This is a genomic window from Alteromonas sp. KC3 (genome assembly GCF_016756315.1).
In the GTDB taxonomy this organism is placed as follows: Bacteria; Pseudomonadota; Gammaproteobacteria; order Enterobacterales; family Alteromonadaceae; genus Alteromonas.
In genome coordinates this window covers 2,236,436-2,259,813 of sequence record NZ_AP024235.1, presented here as the reverse complement: position 1 = coordinate 2,259,813, position 23,378 = coordinate 2,236,436, and the positions used below count along the sequence as shown (strand labels likewise).

General features: G+C 43.4%; 13 protein-coding genes. All 13 read left to right on the top strand.

What is annotated here, in order from left to right; genetic code table 11:
• Nucleotides 1-39 precede the first annotated feature (39 nt).
• The 13 genes from JN178_RS10165 (at nucleotide 40) to uup (ending at nucleotide 23,366) form a co-directional block, all read left to right on the top strand.
• Nucleotides 40-1,374, top strand: coding sequence for a sodium-dependent transporter (locus JN178_RS10165; RefSeq protein ID WP_202265785.1), 1,335 nt, complete (start codon nucleotides 40-42; stop codon nucleotides 1,372-1,374).
• A 42-nt stretch (nucleotides 1,375-1,416) separates the two neighbouring features.
• A complete protein-coding gene (gene nhaC / locus JN178_RS10160; protein WP_202265783.1) occupies nucleotides 1,417-2,892 on the top strand; it encodes a Na+/H+ antiporter NhaC in 1,476 nt (491 codons plus the stop codon).
• A 30-nt stretch (nucleotides 2,893-2,922) separates the two neighbouring features.
• Complete coding sequence (gene pepN / locus JN178_RS10155; RefSeq protein WP_202265781.1) at nucleotides 2,923-5,532, top strand: aminopeptidase N; 2,610 nt, start codon at nucleotides 2,923-2,925, stop codon at nucleotides 5,530-5,532.
• The gene (locus tag JN178_RS10150; protein WP_202265779.1) at nucleotides 5,519-5,761 is read left to right on the top strand and encodes a DUF2835 family protein; all 243 of its coding nucleotides are present in this window, start codon (nucleotides 5,519-5,521) and stop codon (nucleotides 5,759-5,761) included. Before pepN ends, JN178_RS10150 begins: the two co-directional genes overlap by 14 nt.
• A 258-nt stretch (nucleotides 5,762-6,019) precedes the next feature.
• Complete coding sequence (locus JN178_RS10145) at nucleotides 6,020-8,083, top strand: DUF1302 domain-containing protein (RefSeq protein ID WP_202265777.1); 2,064 nt, start codon at nucleotides 6,020-6,022, stop codon at nucleotides 8,081-8,083.
• Between the two features lie 12 nt (nucleotides 8,084-8,095).
• Nucleotides 8,096-9,463 carry a DUF1329 domain-containing protein gene (locus JN178_RS10140; RefSeq protein WP_202265775.1) on the top strand — a complete coding sequence of 456 codons (1,368 nt, stop codon included), beginning with the start codon at nucleotides 8,096-8,098 and terminating at the stop codon, nucleotides 9,461-9,463.
• Nucleotides 9,464-9,542: 79 nt separating this feature from the next.
• Entirely contained in the window at nucleotides 9,543-10,589 is a 1,047-nt protein-coding gene (locus JN178_RS10135; protein ID WP_202265773.1) for a WD40/YVTN/BNR-like repeat-containing protein, read from the top strand.
• 15 nt (nucleotides 10,590-10,604) lie between these two features.
• A complete protein-coding gene (locus JN178_RS10130; protein ID WP_202265771.1) occupies nucleotides 10,605-12,923 on the top strand; it encodes an efflux RND transporter permease subunit in 2,319 nt (772 codons plus the stop codon).
• Between the two features lie 194 nt (nucleotides 12,924-13,117).
• Entirely contained in the window at nucleotides 13,118-17,956 is a 4,839-nt protein-coding gene (locus JN178_RS10125; protein ID WP_202265769.1) for an NAD-glutamate dehydrogenase, read from the top strand.
• Nucleotides 17,957-18,028: 72 nt separating this feature from the next.
• Nucleotides 18,029-19,036, top strand: coding sequence for a quinone-dependent dihydroorotate dehydrogenase (gene pyrD / locus JN178_RS10120; RefSeq protein ID WP_202265767.1), 1,008 nt, complete (start codon nucleotides 18,029-18,031; stop codon nucleotides 19,034-19,036).
• A 66-nt stretch (nucleotides 19,037-19,102) separates the two neighbouring features.
• Nucleotides 19,103-21,199 carry a bifunctional 23S rRNA (guanine(2069)-N(7))-methyltransferase RlmK/23S rRNA (guanine(2445)-N(2))-methyltransferase RlmL gene (rlmKL, locus tag JN178_RS10115; RefSeq protein WP_202265765.1) on the top strand — a complete coding sequence of 699 codons (2,097 nt, stop codon included), beginning with the start codon at nucleotides 19,103-19,105 and terminating at the stop codon, nucleotides 21,197-21,199.
• A complete protein-coding gene (locus tag JN178_RS10110; protein ID WP_202265762.1) occupies nucleotides 21,196-21,429 on the top strand; it encodes a glutaredoxin family protein in 234 nt (77 codons plus the stop codon). Before rlmKL ends, JN178_RS10110 begins: the two co-directional genes overlap by 4 nt.
• On the top strand, nucleotides 21,426-23,366 hold the full coding sequence (gene uup / locus JN178_RS10105) for an ATP-binding cassette ATPase Uup (protein ID WP_202265760.1): 1,941 nt from the start codon (nucleotides 21,426-21,428) through the stop codon (nucleotides 23,364-23,366). Before JN178_RS10110 ends, uup begins: the two co-directional genes overlap by 4 nt.
• The last annotated feature ends 12 nt before the right edge of the window (nucleotides 23,367-23,378 follow it).

Below are 23,378 nucleotides of genomic sequence, written 5' to 3'. Positions count from 1 at the left end.
TGTCTATAAAATACTAAAACAATAATAAAGGGAAATAACATGGCTATCAGAGGCGAATTTTCCTCTCGTATAGGATTCGTGCTAGCAGCAGCAGGTTCAGCAGTAGGACTCGGAAACATTTGGGGCTTTCCTACGAAAGTTGCCAGCAACGGTGGTGCCGCATTTGTACTTGTGTATCTTCTATTAGCGTTTGTCTTAGCATACCCAGTGTTAATGGCAGAACTTATTATAGGGCGAAGCTCACGCTCAAATATGGTCGATGCATTAGGTAAAATTTCAGGTAATTTCATTGGCCGCGCAACGGGGATTTGGGGTTGCATAACGGTGTCTTTGATATTGGCATTTTATGCAATTGTTGGTGGCTGGATGCTGGTCTATTTTGCAGATGCCGCCGTTCGTATCTTCGGTTTAACTGCAGCGAGCGACTGGCTACTTACCTCTTCGGTTACGCGTAACATTATTTTTTGTTTGTTTTTCATGGCATTAACTGCATTTATAGTAGTAGGTGGCGTTAAAGCGGGTATAGAAAAATGGTCAGTGCGCTTAATGCCAACATTGGTTATTTTAATTCTTGCACTGATTGTATACGTTAGCTTGCAACCTGGTGCGGTAGAAGGATGGAGTGCATACTTGGTTCCAGACTTCTCTCGTGTACTCGATCCAGAACTCTTAATTAATGCCATGGGTCAGGCCTTCTTCTCTATGTCGTTGGGTGTTGGCACCATGCTGGTATATGGCTCTTATTTAAGTAAGTCTGAAAACCTTCCAACAATTGGTGCGTCTGTCGCGCTGGTTGACATTGGCGTAGCGGTTATCGCGGGCATGTTGATAATTCCTGCCATGTACGTTGCTCTTAATAATGGTGTCGAAATATTTACCCCCGATGGTGCGCTCATTCAAGGTGACACCCTTATTTTTAAAGTATTGCCCGCACTCTTTGACACTATTGGTTCAGTAGGTGTATTCGTTGCTTTTGCTTTCTTTGCGCTAATGGCCATTGCGGCAGTGACCTCATCTATTTCTATGCTTGAAGTTCCGGTAGCTTACATGGTTGAAAGTAAGGGGCTCAAGAGAAAGAAAGCTGTTGTGTTTATGGCTGCGCTTATATTCACGTTAAGTTGCATTATCATTCTTAACTTTGACAGCCTGTTCGGTTTTGTCATTGCGCTTACTACAGAATACAGTCAGCCTCTACTTGGTTTCGCTCTGTGTATTTTTGCTGGATGGGTTTGGAAACGCGATGCAATTTTAGCGGAGTTGAAAGAAGGCAATGCAAATGCGGAACATGGTTTGTTCTGGAAGATATGGCCGTGGTACGTGCGCTTTGTATGCCCTGTAATTATCGCGCTAATGTTCTATCGCTCGGTTTTTTAACACCGGAAGAAGTATAAAAATAAGGTTTTAAAATTAAAAACAATGACGACTAAAGAATTAAAAACACCGTCTTTACTGGATGCGCTTATCCCGATTGTAGCATTGGTTGTAATGATGGGCAGTGCAGTGTACTTGTTCGAAGACAACTCATCATATGGCCCTAACCAAATTGCATTACTTCTTGCAATGGGTCTCGCTGCCATTATCGGCATGAAAAACGGGTTTAGTTGGAAAACAATCGAGAAGGGCATTGTAGACGGTATTTCAATGTCTCTTGGTGCGTGTCTAATTCTGTTGGCAGTTGGCTCGCTAATTGGTACTTGGATGTTAGCAGGTACCGTTCCTACACTCATTTATTTTGGCTTGGAACTACTTAACCCTTCGTTCTTTTATTCAGCTGCTTGCTTGATTTGCGCAGTGGTGGCAATGAGTATCGGGAGTTCTTGGACTACCGCCGCTACCGTAGGTGTCGCATTGATGGGCGTGTCTGCGGGCATGGAAATGTCTGCAGCGATAACAGCTGGCGCGGTGGTATCAGGTGCTTACTTTGGTGACAAAATTTCTCCATTGTCAGAAACAACAAATCTAGCACCCGCAGTAGCAGGAACAGATTTGTTTGAACATATTCGTTATATGCTTTGGACTACCATTCCAAGTTTTGTCATTGCACTTATTCTTTTCACCATATTGGGCTTCAGTGAAGTTGGTGAGGCAAAGGCTGAACGTATTGAACAAATGCAAACATTGCTGAATGACTCTTTTGATTTGGGGTGGCATCTTCTTATCCCTCTTGTGGTATTGCTTACGCTTGCCGTTAAAAAAATGCCTGCATTCCCAGCAGTCTTTATTGGTGCGCTTCTTGGTGGTGTATGGGCGGTTGTTTTCCAATGGGACGTGGTTACTGCGATGGCAAGTGCCGACGACTCTAAAAATATTGGCGCGTTAAAAGTTGTTTGGACAGCATTATTTGATGGCGTAAGCTTTTCAACACCGGACGAAAACTTAAATAGCCTATTGTCACGTGGTGGTATGTCTTCAATGCTTAATACTATTTGGTTAATCATATGCGCGATGTCGTTCGGTGCTGTATTAGAACGTGTTGGGCTACTTAAACGCGCAGTGTCAGCAATTTTGCTCGGTGCGAAGTCGGCAGGAGATATGGTAAGCCGCACAATTTTGACTTGTTTTGGTACTAACTTGGTAACCGCTGACCAGTACATTTCAATTGTTATGCCTGGCCGCATGTATAAAGAAGAGTTCAAAAAGCGCGGACTCGACCAACTCAATCTATCACGTAGTTTGGAAGACGGCGGTACGTTGACATCGCCTCTTATTCCTTGGAACACCTGTGGTGCATATATGCACAGCGTGTTGCTTGTAAATCCGTTCGACTACATTTTTTACGCATTCTTCAATGTAATCAATCCGATCCTTGCTGTTATTTATGCGTACTTAGGTATCAAGATATTGCGCATTACACCACCAACTGTAGCCGTAGACAGTCAAGGTAATCAGTAATTTAACGTAGGCTTTCTTTTAGGAGGATCTATGTCAGTTCAAGCTAAGCGCCGGGCGGATTATAAACCGCCCGCTTTTTCAATAGCGACAGTTGACTTACACATCACACTTCACCCCACTGAAACACAAGTTTGCAGTAAACTCGCCATATCACGCGAAGGCAAACATAATGAGCTTCTTGTTTTAGATGGAGATAATTTGCCTGTTAATTCACTTAAAATTAACGGGCAGACTATTGGCACAGATAAGTCAGCATCAAGCTACTATGTATTAACTGACGCCACGCTTTCTATCTACACTGAGCTGAATGAATTTAGTGTAGAAATTGAGACCACAATCGCGCCAGAGAACAATAAAGCGCTGGAAGGCTTATACCTTTCAGGAGGGGCATATTGTACACAGTGTGAAGCAGAAGGTTTTAGGCGTATAACGTTTTTTATGGACCGGCCTGATGTGCTTTCTGTTTATACCGTTACTGTTGTAGCCGATACTTCAGTGCCTATGTTACTCGCAAACGGTAACCCTATAGATAAAGGTGAGTTATCAGGCAACAAGCACTTTGTAAAATGGCATGATCCACACCCTAAACCCTGTTACTTATTTGCATTAGTTGCTGGTGATTTTGATTTACTAAGTGACACCTACACCACAATGAGCGGTAAAGACGTTGCGCTAGAATTATATGTTGACAAGGGCAAGAAAGAACAAGGGCAATTTGCGCTTGAGTCTTTGAAACGCGCGATGAAGTGGGACGAAGATGTATTCGGTCTTGAATACGATTTAGACATTTACATGATTGTAGCCGTCGACTTTTTCAATATGGGTGCAATGGAGAACAAAGGGCTCAATGTCTTTAATAGCAAATTTGTTTTGGCTGATCAGAATTCAGCAACAGATGATGATTTCTTCAATGTAGAATCTGTCATTGCACATGAGTACTTCCATAACTGGACCGGTAATCGTGTGACTTGTCGTGATTGGTTTCAACTAAGTCTTAAAGAAGGGCTTACTGTATTTAGAGATCAACAATTTAGTGCCGATATGACATCTGCGCTAAGTAACCGAATTAAGCACGTACGTGTTATGCGAGAGCATCAGTTTGCAGAAGACGCCAGTGCAATGAGTCACCCCATACGTCCTGAAGAAGTCATTGAGATGAATAACTTCTACACGGTGACCGTTTATGACAAAGGGGCTGAAGTTATTCGTATGTTCCATACGCTTTTAGGACCGGATGGCTTTAGAAGAGGCATGGATGAGTACTTCAAACGACATGATGGTCAAGCAGTTACCTGTGATGACTTTGTATCAGCAATGCAGTCTGCAACGTCGTTAGACTTAACGCAATTTGCAAGGTGGTATAGTCAGTCAGGCACACCAACGGTAACAATGCATCATAAAGCACTAGATGGATGTCATACTTTTACGCTTTCACAGCACACAGAGCCGACCGCTGATCAAACAGATAAGTTGCCACTGTATATGCCTATCAATATCGAAATAATTGATCAGGATGGGCATGCGTATACAGATAACGAAGGCCTTATCAATGAGGGAATGCTAATACTAAGTAAACCGTCAGTGACCTTTACCGTCACTGCACCTAATAAAATGCTAACACCGGTTATTCTTGGCAATTTTTCAGCCCCTGTTAAAGTGGATAACGCACTCGATACATTGTCTCTACTGACAATCTTTAAGCACGCTAAAGACCCATTTAACCGATGGGATGCTATGCAAACCTTGTACGACAGATGTATTCAACAACTGGAGTCGTCACCTGGTAGTGCAATTAGCAATGACATATGGGATGGTATAAAAGAGGCGATTGCTCAAGAGCGTAGCAATGTTGAATTACTTGGCGAGTGCCTAGTGATCCCATCATTTGAAACCCTGTGTCAGACAAGAAACAACATTAAGGTCGATGCTTTAATGTCGGCAAGAAACGCATTTTGTCGCCAGTTTTCTATCGCGTTGGAGCAGGAACTATTAAATGTATTTAACGGAATAGAAAGTGTCGAGTATTGTTATGCCCAATCGGCGGTTAATGAACGTCGTTGTAAAAATGTTGTATTGGCGCACTTGGCACGACTTCCACAATATGAATCGCTGGTACTAACGCATTTTGAAAATGCTGATAACATGACAGATACGTTGGGCGCTTTAAAAAGTGCTCAGTACTGTGATAAGTCTACATTCGACAAGCTCATGGCTGCCTTTGAGTCTAAGTGGAGTCACGACCCGCTTGTTCTAGACAAGTGGTTTGCTTTGCATGCAACGCAACCATCAGACGACATATTTGCCACGATTACCATGCTTTGTGAACATCCGCAGTTTACAATGAGTAATCCGAATCGTGTTAGAGCAGTGATGGGGAGTTTCGCTTTTTACAATAGTGAAAAATTCCATGCAATAGATGGTAGTGGGTACAAATTTGTTACTGATTATCTGTTAAAGCTTGATGGAGTAAACCCGCAAGTGGCTTCACGCATAGTAACGCCGCTAACCCAGTGGCAACGTTTTGCAACGGAGCATCAAGTACTGATGAAGCAACAATTAGGACGACTACTTAATCACAAAGGGTTAAGTAAAGACGTGTTTGAAAAGGTCAGTAAAAGTCTGGCATATGACAAGCACTAGTCGTACAGACACCACGTTTTATTTTTCTATTAATGTGCCTTACAGCCAGTGTGAGGCACTTTACGCGCCATCAATTCCCAATGTTGTTATGTTGAGCGAATCGGGTCTCAACGTCCAGATTCCAACCAACCGTTTGCGCCAATTCGTAACATCAATTGGCGTAAGAGGGCGCTTTCGCATGATCGTAAGTGCCGACAACAAAATTAAATCTTTTGAACGCATTCGGTAACGCTCAATCATCTTTCCATTTCTATTTGACAAGCGGTTAAAAAATCTACGCAATTAGTGCAATTAATCAGCATGCTCATAAATGAATTTTATACTCGTGATAATCCATTAACTATTTGATACGGTTAATGTTGTAAAAATTGTTAACTGGTAGGATTAGTTCTTGCGGTTCTGGCAAAATGATGTAATGATTTTGTTAATCGTAATGGTTGGTCATGACGTCACGCAATCATTCGCGTCGACTTGGGAGTATAAAAATATGAAAAACAGGCCTAGCGCTTTTAAAATGTCACCGGTAGCAGCAGGAGTTCTCTCGCTGTTAGGTGCTGCCGCACTACCTGCACACGCTGCGAATTGGCAAGTGGGTGATGTAAGTATTTCTCTAGATTCTACATTCACGCTCGCCACAAGTATCCGTACAGAAGCAAGGGATTATGATCTTATTGGTAACAGTAACCATCCACAATTTGACTGGACTGGTTATCACGCAGCTTTCAACCCTTTATACCCAAGCGGTGACGTATGGGCGCTTGCTGACGGTGGCTATTCTACCAATGGCGACCTTGGTAACCTAGCTCACGATCCAGGTGATGCGTTTGCAACACAGGTTTCAGGTACTCATGAATTAGACATCAACTTTGGTGACTACGGCTTCTTCGCGCGTGGTTTCTGGTTCTATGATTTCGAACAAATGGACGGTGACCGACCTTATTCGAATCCAATTACGGGTAATCAGTACGACCTATGTCAGGACCCAGAAGCAGAAGATTTGCTATGTACTGATATCCGTTTATACGATGCATTTTTCTATGGCGACTGGTGGCTTGGTGAAAAGCCGCTAACAGTACGTATCGGTCGTCAAGTTATCAGTTGGGGTGAGAGTACCTTCATTCAACACGGTATTAATACAACAAACCCAGTGGACGTTACACGTGCGCGCGCGCCAGGTGCAGAACTGCGTGAAGTATTTCTTCCTGTAGGTATGGTTTACGCATCACTTGGTCTTTCTGACACTGTGAGCATTTCAGGGTATTACCAGTACGAATGGCAGCGCAGCTGGCTACCTGTTTCGGGTAGTTACTTTGCAGGTAACGACTTTGCTGGCGACGGTGGTCAGCGTCAGAATATTCAGTTGGGTTTCAGTGGTAACCCAGACATTGATTTGGACCACCTACTAACTGCATTAAATGGCTATGGCGATCTGCTTCGTTCTGGGGCTGACGCGGCTGACATTTCTCAGGCTTATTTAGCGTATCCAACTAAAGTGGCCATTCGTGGTTTTGGTGATTCAGCGCATAATGACGCAGACGATCAAGGTCAGTACGGTTTGCGCCTAACATGGTTCGCTGAGAACCTAAATGAAACAGAGTTTAGTTTCTATCACATTAATTATCATAGCCAACGTCCACTTATTTCAGGTAAAACATCTGACTTTACCGCTGCAGGTATTGGTGCAGATTTGGCATTCCTAGCTCAAAACACTGTTACACGTGACAACATCACGCAGTTAGGTGCTTTTACTCAGTCAGAATTCTTCTATCCAGAAGATATCAAACTTTACGGTATGAGCTTTAACACCAACATTGGTACTACAGCACTTGCGGGTGAGTTTGCATATCGCGTAGACGAGCCGCTACAAATTGATGATGTTGAGTTGCTTTACATGGGTATGCCTGAGCAGCTAGCTAACGCGGGTCTTCGTCCAGATTTAGAAGGCATTTCACAGCTTAACAATATTGGTCGCGCAGTAGGACCAGGTGAAACTGCACAAGGTTACTTGTTCTCTGATACATGGCAGCTTCAGTTCACTGCGTCTCACGTATTTGGACCTAAGTTTGGTGCTGACAACTTTGTACTATTAGGCGAAGCGGGCTACGTAAATATTGTAGACATGCCAGATCCAAATGTTATTCGTTTGAATGCGCCGGGTACAGCACGTACACCTTCGCTTGAGCCAACACCTACTGGTAACCCTCGTCAGGGTTTACATCAAGCACTATCTGATGGACCAGAAACTAACCCATTTGCAACTGATGATGCGTGGGGCTATCGTTTATTGGCTGTTGCTGATTACAACTCAATTTTTGCAGGAATGAATTTGCGCGTTCGCGGTACGTTCTCTCACGATGTGGAAGGTACTACGCCTGATCCTTTATTCCTTTTCACAGAAGATGTTAAGTCTGCTGCGCTTTCATTTACGTTTGACTACTTAAGTAAGTGGTCTGCTACGGCATCTTATAGCGCATTCTGGGGCGGCATTGGTACAACCAACGCGCTTTCAGACCGAGACTTCATTTCGTTTAACATCAAATATGCTATCTAAAGAGTGGTTTTTATGATTAGAAAAGTAGGAATTATCGCTGCGGCGTTATCGCTAGCCCTAACCGGCGCAAACGCTATGGCAAAAGTATCTGATGCAGAAGCCAACAAGCTGGGCAATGAACTAACTCCACTTGGTGCTGAAAAGGCAGCAAATGCTGATGGTAGTATCCCTGCGTGGACGGGCGGTATTACAGCGGCTCCAGCCGGATATACTGTAGGCGATCACCATGCAGATCCGTATCCAGAAGACAAAGTTTTGTTTGAGATCACTGCACAAAACTATAAAGAGTACTCAGAGTTTTTATCTGAAGGTCAAAAGAAATTATTTGAAGCGTATCCAGATACGTTCCGTATGCCGGTATATCAAACGCGCCGTTCGGCCTCTAACCCGCAAGCTATTTACGATGCAACGAAGGTTAATGCGACTCGCGCTGAACTACTTGACGACGGTAACGGTATAAAAGGTGCGGTGTTAGGTATTCCATTCCCAATTCCACAAAACGGACTTGAAGCAATTTGGAACCATATACTTCGCTATCGTGGTGAAGCGGTACAGCGTAATGGTGGACAAGCAGCTGTTACAACAGGTGGTGACTACAACGTTATTGGCTTTGATGAACAGCTACTTATTAAGTACGCGGAAGAGGGAGCTACACCTGAAAAGCTTACTGATGAAAACGTACTTTTCATGTTTAAGCAAAAGGTAACTAAGCCGGCTCGTTTGGCTGGTACAGCACTACTTGTTCATGAAACGGTTGACCAAGTTAAAGAGCCACGTAAAGCGTGGACATATAACACCGGTCAGCGTCGTGTGCGCCTTGCGCCTAACATCGCTTACGACACACCAGGAACGGCAGCTGATGGTCTGCGTACAACCGACGACTTCGATATGTTTAATGGTTCTCCAAACCGTTACAACTGGAAGCTAGTGGGTAAGAAAGAAATGTATGTTGCGTACAATAACTATGCACTACATTCAGACAACGCTAAGTATGAAGATATTTTAAAGCCTAACCACGTAAACCCTGATTTAACACGTTGGGAAAAACACCGTGTTTGGGTTGTTGAAGCCACACTTAAAGAAGGCTTCCGCCATATTTATCAAAAACGTGTTTTCTTCATTGACGAAGACAGCTGGCAGATCCAAGTTGCTGATATGTATGATAACCGTGGCGAACTTTACCGCGTTAGTGTAGCGTATGGTGTGAACTATTATGAAGTTCCTACTCAGTGGTCTACGCTTGATGCGTACTACGACTTAAACTCTCGTCGCTATCTAGCAATTGGTTTAGATAACGAGGAAGAAATGTATGACTTCACCGTACGCCCTCGAGACGTAGAATTTACGCCTCAAGCGTTACGACGAGAAGGTATGCGCTAATCGCCTTGAACAACAAACGGTTGGCACTTGCCAACCGTTTTTGTATACAGACAATTATAAATAGGGGGAATGGTTAATTATGAAAAAAACCATTGCAGCGTGCATTGCCGCCACCTTTGCAGTTAATTATTCAACTACTGCATTTGCCGAAGAAGCATTCATGGCACCTTTGGTTGAGCAATCTGTTCTTTTGGACATAGACGCTGATAAATTTGTCGTTATTGTCGGTGAACGGGGTCACGTTTTAGTTTCTGAAGATGGTCAGACTTTTAACCAAAAAGCTGTACCTACGCATTCAACACTCACAGCAACGACGGTCGTTGGTGAGCACATTTGGGCAGTCGGACACGACGCTGTCATTCTTCATTCATCTGATAAAGGCGAAACATGGGAAGTTCAAAACTATCAGCCTGAATTAGAGCGTCCATTCTTAGATGTTTTATTTTTCGACGAAAAGCACGGTATAGCGGCCGGTGCTTACGGACTTTTTTATCGTACTACTGATGGCGGACAAAACTGGTCTGCTGAGCGCCATGCCAGTCTTCTTGACCCCATGGACAGAGAATATCTTGAAGAAATTCGAAAAGAAGACGAAGCCTTCTATCAACAAGAATTAGAGTCTATCCTGCCTCACTTAAATAGAGTGACGTTAGATGGGAATACGCTTTACCTTGCAGGTGAGGCGGGTTTGCTGGCTAAAAGTGAGAATATGGGTGAGTCGTGGGAACGCTACTACGTAGACTACACGGGTTCATTTTTTGATATCAAGCCGCTTGACGCTCGCACTGTGTTGGCGGTTGGTTTACGTGGCAATATTTTTGTTAGTCGCGATGAAGGAGAGTGGGAATATGTTCAAACTTGCTCGACAAGTACATTAAATTCCATTTTGGTTGGCTCTGAATCCAAAGTTTATGCGTTGGGCAACAACGGTATGATGATCAGTGCTCAGCGGCCACTTCCAACCAGTATGCGCGATCCCTATGCTAACCCTACAGACTGCAAAGCAGACGAAGGGATAGAAGTAACACAGATAAAAGATAAAGCCGCATTGTTAAATGCCACACAGTTTAAGGGCAATAGTATTGCCGTGACTGCTAATGGCATAAAAACATTAGCGCTAAAATAGGGCAGTATAAGAACAATGACCCAATTTCTAGAAAGACTTGTCTTTGGTAACCGAAAACTTGTAGTGGCACTTTTCGCTTTAGCTACGGTATTTCTAGGCTACCAAGCTTCACAAATGCGCCTTGACGCGGGATTTGAAAAGAATATTCCACTTAACCACGAGTACATGAAAACCTATATTGAGCATCGTCAAGATTTTGGTGGTGCTAATAACATATTGGTTTCAGTGTGTGACAAAGAAGGCAATATATATAACCAAAACTTTTTCGATACGCTAAAAAACGTTCACGACCAATTGTTTTTTATTAATGGCGTAAATCGTTCATTGGTTATTTCGTTGTTTTCACCTTCAACCCGCTTTACTGAAATTGTAGAAGGCGGTTTTGCAGGCGGCCCAGTTATTCCAGCTGACTTTAATTCTTCAAACCAAGAAGCACTTGACCTTGTTGCGGCTAACGTAGAAAAAGCAAACATAGTTGGGCGGCAGGTTTCTAGTGATTACAGCTGTGCCATGGTTACCGCGCAATTACTTGATATAGACCCGCAAACAGGTGAGCCTCTCAATACTTTAGCGTTAGCGGCTGAGTTAGAAGAGCAGCTTCGGGGTCAATACGAGAATGACAAGACCTCCGTTCATATTATCGGTTTCGCTAAGATGATTGGTGACGTAGCGGACGGTGCAAAAGATGTTTTAGTCTTCTTCGCTATTGCTATCGCTATCACAGCAGTAATGGTGTATTTCTTCTCGCGCAGTTTCATGCTAACGCTACTCCCACTAGTATGTTCAATTATTGCAGTTATCTGGCAGCTTGGGTTACTCACATCGATTGGATTTGGGATGGACCCAATGTCGATTCTTGTCCCATTCTTGGTATTCGCTATTGGTGTTAGTCACGGCGTTCAGATGATAAACGCCGTAGAGAAACAAGCAGTAACAGGAATCGGCGCAAAACGCGCTTCAATGGCGGCATTCAGAAACCTACTTGTGCCAGGCGGAATTGCGCTGTTATCTGACACGGTAGGCTTTATGACGTTGTTGGTTATCGATATCGGCATAATTCGCGAACTTGCCATTACAGCGAGTATGGGTGTTGCCGTCATCATTTTAACTAATTTGCTGTTGCTTCCGGTATTAATGAGCTTCCTAAAGCTTGACCAAAAATATATGGACAAGTTTGCAGGGAAAGAGAATGCAAACGCGAAGTTTTGGGAAGTTATAGCGGCGTGTTCACGTAAAAAGCCTGCGGCTATTATTCTTGCCATTACGGCTGTGCTATTCGTACTTGGCCATTTCCAAGCACAGAATATGAAGATTGGTGATTTACATGCTGGTGCGCCAGCTCTCCATGAAACGTCACGCTATAACCAAGATACTTTCTTGATTACCGACAAATATGAAGTAACCGTAGATTATATTTCTATTTTGGTTGAAACCACGCCTGAAGCCTGTACATCGCACAGTGTGATGAAGGCAATGGATGACTTCCAGTGGAAAATGGAAAACGTGCAAGGCGTTCAATCTGCTGTTTCGCTAGCATCAGTTGCTAAAATTGTTAACGCGGGATACAACGAGGGTAACGTAAAGTGGCAAGTACTACCGCGTAACCAACAAACACTGGTACAAGCGATTTCGCGCGTTCCTACCTCGTCAGGTTTGTTAAACAGTAACTGTTCTGTAATGCCAATTATCCTATTTATGGAAGATCACAAAGCAGAAACTATCTCTCGTGTGGTTGATGCGGTTAAACAGTATAGAACCGACTATGAAACCGACGACATGAAGTTTAGCTTGGCATCAGGTCCAGTTGGCGTTATGGCCGCGACGAATGAGGCAGTAAGCGCAGCACAAGACCCAATGATGCTTTATGTTTTTGGCGCAGTTATCGCGTTGTGCTTAATAAGCTTCCGTTCAGTAAGAGCAACGTTAGTCGTTGTTATTCCACTGTACGTTGTATCGGTATTGGCACAGGCACTGATGACGTATCTTCAAATAGGGCTCACCGTATCCACTTTGCCAGTTATCGCACTTGGCGTGGGTATCGGCGTAGACTATGGTATTTATATCCTTTCGACGAAGAGCCTAATGTTGAAACAGGGAGCGACGGTTCAAGAAGCGTATTTTGCAGCGCTTAAAGAACGCGGTAGTGCAGTATTGTTCACAGGTATTACCTTGGCTATTGGTGTGAGTACTTGGGTATTCTCATCGCTAAAATTCCAAATGGACATGGGTATTTTGCTTACCTTTATGTTCGTAGTGAACATGCTTGGTGCAATAATTGTACTGCCAGCACTGGCTAGGTTCCTATGGTGGAATAAGTGTGACCCTGGTGCATAAATTATTTTTGCATAGCTACGCATAAAAAAGGGCCTTTAGGCCCTTTTTTTTGGTGTTTTTTGCATACTTATCTATCCTGTTAAATTAAGGTTAAAATTGGGCTTTCAATAGCGTCATTTATTAGAGAAAATAGTTAGGTACTCGGCACTTATACCAATGAGACTGGTATTACCACTTTAAAAAAAGGTTAACAAATGACAGTCACCTCACAGCGACACTCAGTACTGCTAGATAACGTATTTGCATTGATAGACAAGAAAGTAGATACCAAGCAGAAGTCTCTTGTGCAGCAATTCGGACGTCTGTTGTATAAAAATATATCTAGCGATGATTTAGAAAATCGCAACGACAGCGACCTTTATGGTGCAACACTTAGTTTATGGAACGGATTAGCAAAGTTCGATAACGCGTCACCCTACATTCGTGTATTTAATCCAGAGATTGCAAAACATGGTTGGCACTCAAGTCATACCATCGTTGAAATCATCGTCTCTGATATGCCGTTTTTGGTTGACTCAGTGCGTATGTTGCTGAACCGTCTTAATATTACATCGCATCTGTTCTTACATAGCCCCATTGGCATAAAGCGAAATGACGCTAACAAAGTAGAAGCGTTTGCAGAACCAGGGCAGGCGCTAGATGGCGCGAAAAAAGAGACTGTCATCTTTATTGAGATAGATAGACAGACATCGAAAAAGGATATTGAAGCGCTCACACAAGAGCTTCACTCTGTAGTTGATGAAGTTTCGCTTGCAGTTCAAGACTGGCAAGACATGACAAATACGTTGCAAGACGTGATTAAAGGCAGCGCTAAGTACAACTGGCCTGTGTCTGCTGATACGAAGAAACAAACAAAAGCGTATTTAGAATGGCTGGGCGACCACAACTTTACAATGATGGGTTACCGTTATTATGAGGTTAAAGCTATTGAAGGTGATCACCGCTGGATCCCTCAAAATGATACAAGCTTGGGTTTGTTGAAAAATTCAATTAACGATCGCGAGCGTTTACTGTCGAAGCTGCCAGCGTCTGCGCGTGCTGAAGCACTTAGTCAAAACCCATTGATTTTGACTAAAACAAATTCGCGAGCGCGTGTACATCGTCCAGCTTACATGGATTATGTTGGCGTTAAGGTATTTAACAAAGAAGGGCAAGTTGTAGGCGAGCATCGTTTCTTAGGCTTGTACTCAGCCTCTTTCTACAATAATAGTGTTACGCAGTTACCTATTTTACGCGAAAAAATTAACCGTATTTGTGAGCTTTCAGGTTTTGAACCTGGTACACATGCATTTAAAGCGTTCACAAATATCATTGAAACATACCCACGTGACGAGCTACTGCAAACGCCAGCAGAAGAGCTTGCTCAAATTGTTATGGGTATCTTCCAGATGCAAGAGCGCGGCATATCGCGTTTGTTTATACGCAAAGACATCTTTGGTCGTTTCTTCTCGTGTATGGTGTTTGTACCAAGAGAGCGTTACAACACACAACTTCGTAAAGAAACACAAGCATTATTGAAAGCTTCTTTAGGCGCTACTGAAGAAGTCGAGTTCACCACATTCTTCTCTGAGTCTGTGTATGCACGTACGCATTACATTGCCCGAGTCAACGACAACAACGCGGAATTTGACGTGAAGGAAATAGAACAAAATATTATTGAGTTGACCAAAACGTGGAACGACCGCCTGGCTTCAGCTATCAGTGCCGCTCATGGTGAAGCATCGGGTAAAGCGCTAGAACGCAAATACAATAACGCGTTTTCTCGCAGTTACATGGAACATAACCTACCATCAGCTGCGCTTGTTGATATCGGTAAGCTAGAGATGCTAGACGACAACCATACGCTTGATATGTTGTTCTACCGACCTCAAGAAGAAGATGCAGACAGCCAAGTAGTTAAGCTTAAGCTGTTTCATAGAGCAGAGCCTATTCACTTATCTGATGTTCTACCTATGCTGGAGAACTTTGGACTACGTGTTATTGATGAGAGCCCCTACAAAATTACCTGCTCAGAAGGTGAGCGTAATTGGGTGATGGACTTCACCATGTTGCATAAAAGTGGACAACACTTTGACATGGAAAATGCACAAATCTTGTTCCAAGATGCATTTGCTAAAGTATGGTACAAGACTCTCGAAGACGATGCATTTAACCGCTTAATCTTGGGTGCCAATATGACAGGCCGTAAGGTTACTGTGTTGCGTGCCTATGCAAAATACATGCGTCAAACAGGCAGTTCATTCAGCCGAGATTACATTGCCAATACGTTGGCCAATTACCCTGATATTGCACGTTTGTTAGTCGATTTCTTTGACCAGCGCTTTAACCCTAAGAAAAAGCGTAACGAGAAGAAAGAAGAAGCGCTATTAGAGACAATAAAAGCGCAACTAGATAACGTTAGCAACCTTGATGATGACCGAATCATTCGCCGTTATCTCGATATGATGTGTGCGACATTGCGTACCAACTTCTATCAGACAGACGATGCAGGTAATGAAAAGTCTTACGTTTCATTCAAGATGATGCCTGAATTGATCCCTGAAATGCCGCTTCCGCTGCCTAAGTTCGAAATCTTCGTATATAGCCCGCGTGTTGAAGGCGTTCACTTACGTGGTGGTAAAGTGGCACGTGGTGGTCTTCGTTGGTCAGACAGACAAGAAGATTTCCGCACAGAAGTATTAGGCCTTGTTAAAGCACAGCAGGTAAAAAATACCGTTATCGTACCCGTTGGCGCAAAAGGTGGTTTCGTATGTAAAAACTTGCCAGTTGGGCAGGGCAGAGAAGCCATCCAAGCTGAAGGTCAAGCGTGTTACCGTACTTTCATAACAAGCTTACTTGATATTACTGATAACATTGTAAACGGTGAAATTGTTCCGCCAAAAGACGTTGTTCGTTTAGATGATGACGACCCTTACCTAGTTGTTGCAGCAGACAAAGGTACTGCTACATTCTCTGATATTGCCAATGGCATTGCTGAAGAGTTTGGTTTCTGGTTAGGCGATGCATTTGCATCTGGCGGTAGTATCGGTTACGACCATAAGAAAATGGGCATTACGGCCCGTGGTGGTTGGGAATCTGTTAAGCGTCATTTCCGTGAAATTGGTATCGACTGTCAAACCACAGATTTCACCTGTGCGGGTGTTGGTGATATGGCAGGGGATGTATTTGGTAACGGTATGTTGTTATCAAAGCACACACGCTTAATTGCCGCGTTTAACCATTTGCACATTTTCTTCGACCCGAATCCAGATGCGGCGGCAAGCTATGAAGAGCGTAAGCGCCTATTCGAAAATCCAAGTCTGAGTTGGGAAGACTACGACAGCAAATTGATTTCAAAGGGCGGCGGTGTATTTAATCGTTCTGCTAAGTCTATAAAACTGACGCCAGAAATGAAGAAGTGGTTGGGTACACGTCAGTTAACGATGACACCTAACGAGTTGATCCACAACATTCTTAAAATGCCAGTTGACCTGCTATGGAATGGTGGAATCGGTACCTACATTAAGAGTAAAAAGGAATCGCACTCAGAAGTGGGCGACCGTGCAAATGATGACTTACGCGTTAACGGTCGTGACGTACAAGCGAAAATCGTTGGTGAAGGCGGTAACTTGGGCCTTACCCAACTAGGTCGTATTGAATATGCGTCTAATGGTGGTCGTGTTAATACCGACTTCATCGATAACGTGGGTGGCGTAGATTGCTCAGATAACGAAGTTAATATCAAAATCTTGCTTAACAGCCTAGTAAACGATGGTGAACTTACGCTTAAACAGCGCAACAAGTTGTTATACGACATGACTGATGATGTGTCGCGCATTGTACTTAAAGACTGTTATCGCCAGACCCAATCTATTTCAATAACCGAAATGGCAGGCGTTAAGCAACTTAAAGAACAACTGCGATTTATTCACGGACTTGAGCGTGAAGGGCAACTTAACCGTGAGCTAGAGTTTATTCCAAGTGATGATGAAATTTCTGATCGCGTTGCTACCGATCAAGGCTTCACTCGACCTGAGTTAAGTGTGTTGATTGCCTATGGCAAAATGGTGCTAAAAGACGCGCTCAATATTCCTGAGATCACTGATAATCCGTATCACGGTAAATTGTTAGTAGAAGCGTTCCCAGAAGTGTTGCGTAAAAAGTTTGCTGATCACATGCAACAACACCCTCTACGCAGTGAAATTATTGCCACTAAGTTAACCAACAACATGGTTAACGATATGGGTCTTAATTTTGTATTCAGAATGCAAGAGGAAACCGGTGCTAGTGTTAGTGAGATTGCCGATGCATACGCTATTGTGCATGGTATCTTTAATATGAAGACGCTATGGGAGCGTATCGAGCAACTTGATAACGTTATTCCTGCTCAGCTTCAACTCAAGATGCTAGATGAAGCCAGACGTATTATGCGCCGTGCTTCGCGTTGGTACATTCGTCACGGTAACAAAGCTCAGTCTATTGATGAAGCGATTGCGAGTTACCGCGGTACTTTTGATACGCTGTCTACCAATCTTCAACATTATTTGGTTGAAAGTGAGTATGCACAGCTTGAAAAAGCAACGCAGAAATACATTAATGAGGGCGTACCACAAGATATCGCATATCAAGTGGCTAGCTTCTCAAATATGTTCTCAAGTTTCGACCTGGCACAAATTGTTGAATCAGATAAGCACGATACCGATGTGGTTGCGAAATTGTATTATCAACTAGGTTCTAAACTTGAACTGCACTGGTTCTTAGATCAAATCAACAATCAAACAGTAACTAACCACTGGCAAGCTTTGGCACGCGCGTCCTATCGAGAAGAGCTTGATTGGCAGCAACGTTCTATAACTGCTAACTTGCTTGCATCTCGTGAAGATTCCAAAGATGCAAATCAAATACTGGATGAGTGGATTGATAGCAATCAAGTGTTGTTAAAGCGTTGGTATCACATGATGTCTGAGTTTAAGACAAGCAGTACGCATGAATTTGCTAAATTTTCTGTCGCTTTACGTGAATTGATGCTTTTAAGCGTGAAGTCTAACCATTAGAATACACGCACCTTAATAATTTAAGCCCTGTTGAACAGGGCTTTTTTATATTTGTGAGCGTTTATTACTGTCATGCAATCCTTAGTGCAAAAATTCTTACTTCAGTGCGAGCCTGAAAAAAGTCACGATTTCACCATTAACTGGTTGAATAAGACCCAACATACACCGCTGAAATGGATGTACAGCACACCCACAATCAAAAAGCCCGTCACCATTGCGGGTATGACATTTGACAACCCTGTAGGTTTAGCTGCTGGTCTTGACAAAAATGGCGACTGTATTGATGCGTTTTCTAGCATGGGGTTTGGCTTTGTTGAAATAGGCACAGTGACGCCACGACCACAACCGGGCAACCCAAAACCACGCTTATTCCGCATTCCTGAGAAGCATGCCATTATTAATCGTATGGGCTTTAACAATAAAGGTGTAGACCATCTTGTTGAACAGGTTAAAAAGGCACAATTTAAAGGTCCTATTGGAATAAATATTGGTAAAAACAAAGATACTGAAGAAAGTAAAGCGCTTGACGATTACTTGATTTGTTTAAATAAGGTTTACCCTTATGCAAGTTACGTCACCATCAATATTTCTTCGCCTAACACCCCTGGGCTTCGAAATCTACAATACGGTGAAGCGTTAGATAAATTGCTCGCAGGCCTTAAAGCAGCACAAGAAACCCTAACGCAAACACACGGTAAATACGTACCTTTGTTTATTAAAATAGCACCAGATTTAAGTGACGTTGAAATCGAAAGTATCGCCCAATCGTTAATAAAAACGAAAATGGACGGTGTAATTGCCACTAATACCACCTTATCTCGTGACGCTGTTCAAGGTTTACCGCATTGTGATGAAATGGGCGGCCTAAGTGGTTCTGTAATGACAGACATGAGCTTAGCGGTCACCCGCAAGCTAGCCAAAGCGCTAGAGCGTTCTATGCCCATAATAGGCGTTGGCGGTATTGACTCTCCTGAGGCGGCCAAAGCGAGGTTAGATGCCGGCGCATCATTGGTTCAGGTATATTCTGCTTTTATCTACCAAGGCCCGTCACTCGTTAAACGCATTGTAAACGCGTTATAATACATCTGAAACAATCTACTTTGGGTGCGTGAGGTTTCTTGCGCCCCTATCAAAACAGGTACATGAATGAATACAATTCTGGTGACGACCAGTCGCGGTCTTGACGAACTTCTCAAGCAAGAAGTGTTATCACTTTGTCCCGACGCCCAAATAAAACAAGGGCCCGGTACTATTCAGTTTGAAGGAAGCAAGGAAGACGCCTACAAACTTTGCTTGTGGTCTCGTCTTGCCAACCGCGTAATTTGGGTGTTAGCGACAGGGAAGGCAGGTGATGCCGAGGCACTCTATAACACCGCTATGAGCATAGATTGGCAGATGCACATGGGTTCTCGTCATACGTTATCAGTACAGTTCATTGGTACCAACTTTGCCATTAAAAACACGCAATTTGGTGCTGTTCGCGTAAAGGACGCCATCGTTGATTCTTTTGTCGAGCAAGGATTAGCACGTCCTTCTGTTGAAAGAAAGTCACCTGATATTTCGGTGTACGCTAGGTTACATCGCGATAACGTGATTTTAGGTATTGATTTGGCTGGCGCGAGCTTGCACCAGCGCGCATACCGTCAACAAACGGGAGATGCACCACTTAAAGAACATATCGCAAGTGCGATGCTTATTCGAAGTGGATGGACAGAAAACCAAGACGCGCCATTGGTCGACCTAATGTGTGGTTCAGGCACAATTGCCATAGAAGCGGCGTATATTGCACGTAATATTGCCCCAGGTATTAAACGTAGCTATTGGGGTTTTACGAAGTGGTTAGGTCACGAGCAGCCGGTTTGGGAAAAATTATTGAATAGTGCCATCGAGGCACAAAAACCGTCATGTGCGGGCATTTATGCAGGTGACTTTAGCCGTAAAATGGTGGCCATTGCAAAAGCAAACGCTGACTTTGCCGGCGTGTTTAACGATATTCAGTTTAGTCAGCAAGATGCGACAAAATCATCTCCACCTGTTTCGACACCTGGCTATGTAGTATCCAACCCTCCTTACGGTGAACGCTTGGGTGAACTCACGTCATTAATACCGCTATTCAATGATTGGGGTAAGCGCTTTAAAGAAGCGTGGAAGGGATGGCATGTTTCACTGTTAAGTAGCAATCGGGATCTGTTGCGTGTATTGAAGCTTCGCGCTACCAAAGATTACGCGATGAACAACGGAAAGTTAGAGTGTCGCCTCGCAAATTATGTACTTGATGAAGAAAATACGGTGCAATTTGGTGAAGATGCCAGTAACCACGAATTTGCAAATCGTCTTAAAAAGAACTTAAAGCGAATGAAAGGCTGGATTAAGACGGCCAATACTAATTGCTACCGCATCTATGATGCAGATTTGCCAGACTATAACGTCGCGGTTGATCGCTATGGTGATTGGCTTGTGGTGCAAGAGTATGCGCCACCGAAGACGGTATCTGAAGAAAAAGCCCGCAAGCGCCTGCAAGAGGTATTGTTACATCTGCCTGCTGTAACAGGTGTTTCACCCAAACAAATAGCGCTTAAAGTGCGTAGTCAGCAGAAAGGTACAAAACAGTACGAAAAGATAAATCAGTCTGGTGAGATGATGGAAGTGTTTGAAAACGGCGCTCGTTTTCTCGTTAACCTAACTGACTACCTTGATACCGGACTCTTTTTAGATCACCGTAATACTCGTCAAAAAGTCATGCAGATGGCTAAAGATAAAGACGTACTGAATTTGTTTTCTTACACTGGCAGCGTGTCTGTTTTTGCAGCCAAAGGCGGAGCAAAGTCAGTTACAACAGTAGATATGTCTAATACGTATCTCGACTGGGCTAAGAAAAACGTAGCACTTAACAAGTTGTCAGGTCCACATGCTTTCATTCAAGCAGACTGCACAACATGGTTAGCGTCGCATAAGGGCAAATACGACCTCATATTTATTGACCCTCCATCGTTTTCAAATTCTAAACGCATGCAAAATACATGGGATGTACAGCGTGACCACGTCAACATGCTAAGTGATGCGAAACAGTGTTTAAAAGAGGGCGGTACCATAATTTTCTCAAATAATAAACGCGGTTTTAAACTGGATGAAACAGCTATTAGTGAGCTTGGCTTATCAATAGAGAATATTACCAAGCAAACAATACCAGAAGACTTTGCTCGAAAAGGTAATATTCATCAGTGCTGGATACTGACATCATGAAGATTTTTTTCTATACCGGGCCACAGTGCAGTTTGTGTGATTTAGCAGATATTGAATTAAAAAACACCTCTTCGTTTAAAGCCCTAGAAGTAGAGAAGGTCAATATTCGCCAGAGCACTGAGCTTTACCATTTGTACGGTGCCCGCATACCTGTGTTTAAACGAGAAGATAATAACAAAGAAATCGGCTGGCCCTTTTCAAGAGAAGACTTAGAGGAGTTTCTTCAGTGAGTATTCTGCAGTTAAAAGATATCACTGTGATTTACGGTAACCCACCACTGCTTGATGGCGTTGAGTTGGTAGTGCAACCTAAAGAAAGGGTTTGCCTAGTTGGCCGAAATGGAAGTGGCAAGTCTACTTTGATGAAAGTCATTGCTGGCGATGTTATCGCTGACGATGGGCAGCGTATTATTGAAAACAATACAGTCATCGCAAGATTGGAACAAGACCCGCCCCAGACCACAGATGTAACCCTATTTGATTATGTGGCAGAGGGCTTGTCAGATGTGGGTGAAACACTTAAAGCCTATTTTCATCAAACAAAACTGGTTGGTGAAGACCCAAGCGAAGCCAATCTAAACAAACTTCAGCGTTTACAAGAAACCTTAGAGGCGCGGGATGCATGGCAATTTGAACAGCAAATTGAACAAACGCTAACCATGCTCAAACTCGACCCAGATATATCGCTATCTACTTTATCAGGTGGGTGGCGCCGTAAAGCTGCTCTTGCTCGCGCGCTAGTTCGCTCACCGGATTTGTTATTGCTAGATGAACCGACTAACCACCTTGATATTGAAATGATTCGTTGGCTCGAATCTAGTTTGAGCAACTATAAAGGTGCAATTGTATTCGTTAGCCACGACCGTGCATTTATTCGCGCAATGGCCACGCGCATAGTCGATTTAGACCGTGGAACCGTAACAAGCTACCCAGGCAATTACGAAACTTACCTTGAGAAAAAGCAGCACGACTTAGAAGTTGAAGCGTCGCAAAACGCTGAGTTTGATAAAAAGTTAGCGCAAGAAGAGGTGTGGATACGACAAGGGATCAAAGCAAGACGTACTCGCAATGAGGGTCGAGTTCGTGCACTTAAAAAGCTCCGTGAAGAGCGCAAAGCTCGTCGAGCGGTGCAGGGCAGTGCAGTTGTACACCAACACCAAGGCGGTCGCTCAGGCAAAATGGTATTTGAGGTTAAGGACCTCAGTTATAGCATTGAAGGTAAGCCAATTGTAAAAGGCCTTAACCTCAATGTATTACGTGGCGATAAGCTAGCGCTTATTGGACCTAACGGCAGTGGCAAAAGTACACTTATCAAATTATTACTTGGCGAATTGACACCTGATTCGGGTAATTGCAAACAAGGGACAAACCTTGAAGTGGCGTATTTTGATCAACATCGCCATGGCCTTGACCTAGAAAAGTCAGTGATTGATGCCGTTGGTGACGGCAAGCGCGATCTAATGGTCAACGGTCACCCTCGTCATGTTATCAGTTACCTGCAAGATTATTTGTTTACGCCAGAACGTGTTAATGCGCCCGTCAAATCGTTATCAGGTGGTGAAAAGAACCGCTTGATGCTCGCAAAATTAATGCTTAAACCGAGTAACGTATTAGTACTCGATGAACCGACAAACGACCTTGATGTTGAAACACTCGAAATGTTGGAGACCTTACTCAATGAGTATACGGGAACGGTATTACTAGTGAGTCACGATAGGGAATTTGTTGATAATGTTGCCAATAGCAGCCTTGTATTTGAAGGCAACGGGAAACTCAGAGAGTTTATCGGGGGTTTCACTGACGTTGAAAACTGGTATAAAGAGCAGCAGGAGAAGCGTCAGCAGATTGAAAAAGAAGAAAAAGCCAAGGTAAAGAATGAAACTAATTTAACTTCAAGCAGTCCTAGTGCTAAGTCTTCTCCCCGCAAGACGAAAAAGCTATCATATAAGGATCAGCGAGAGCTTGAATCATTGCCTCAAGAATTAGAGTCTTTAGAGGCTGAGCTTGAAGCTATGCAAGAACAGGTAAACGACCCTGATTTCTTCAAACAAGATAGTGATACCACCGCTAAGGCCCTAGCCGCATTAGCAGAAAAAGAAGAATTACTTTCCCAGAAGTATGCGCGCTGGGATGAACTAGAAAGTATGCTGGAAGATAATCAGCAGTAAATAGGATTTTAA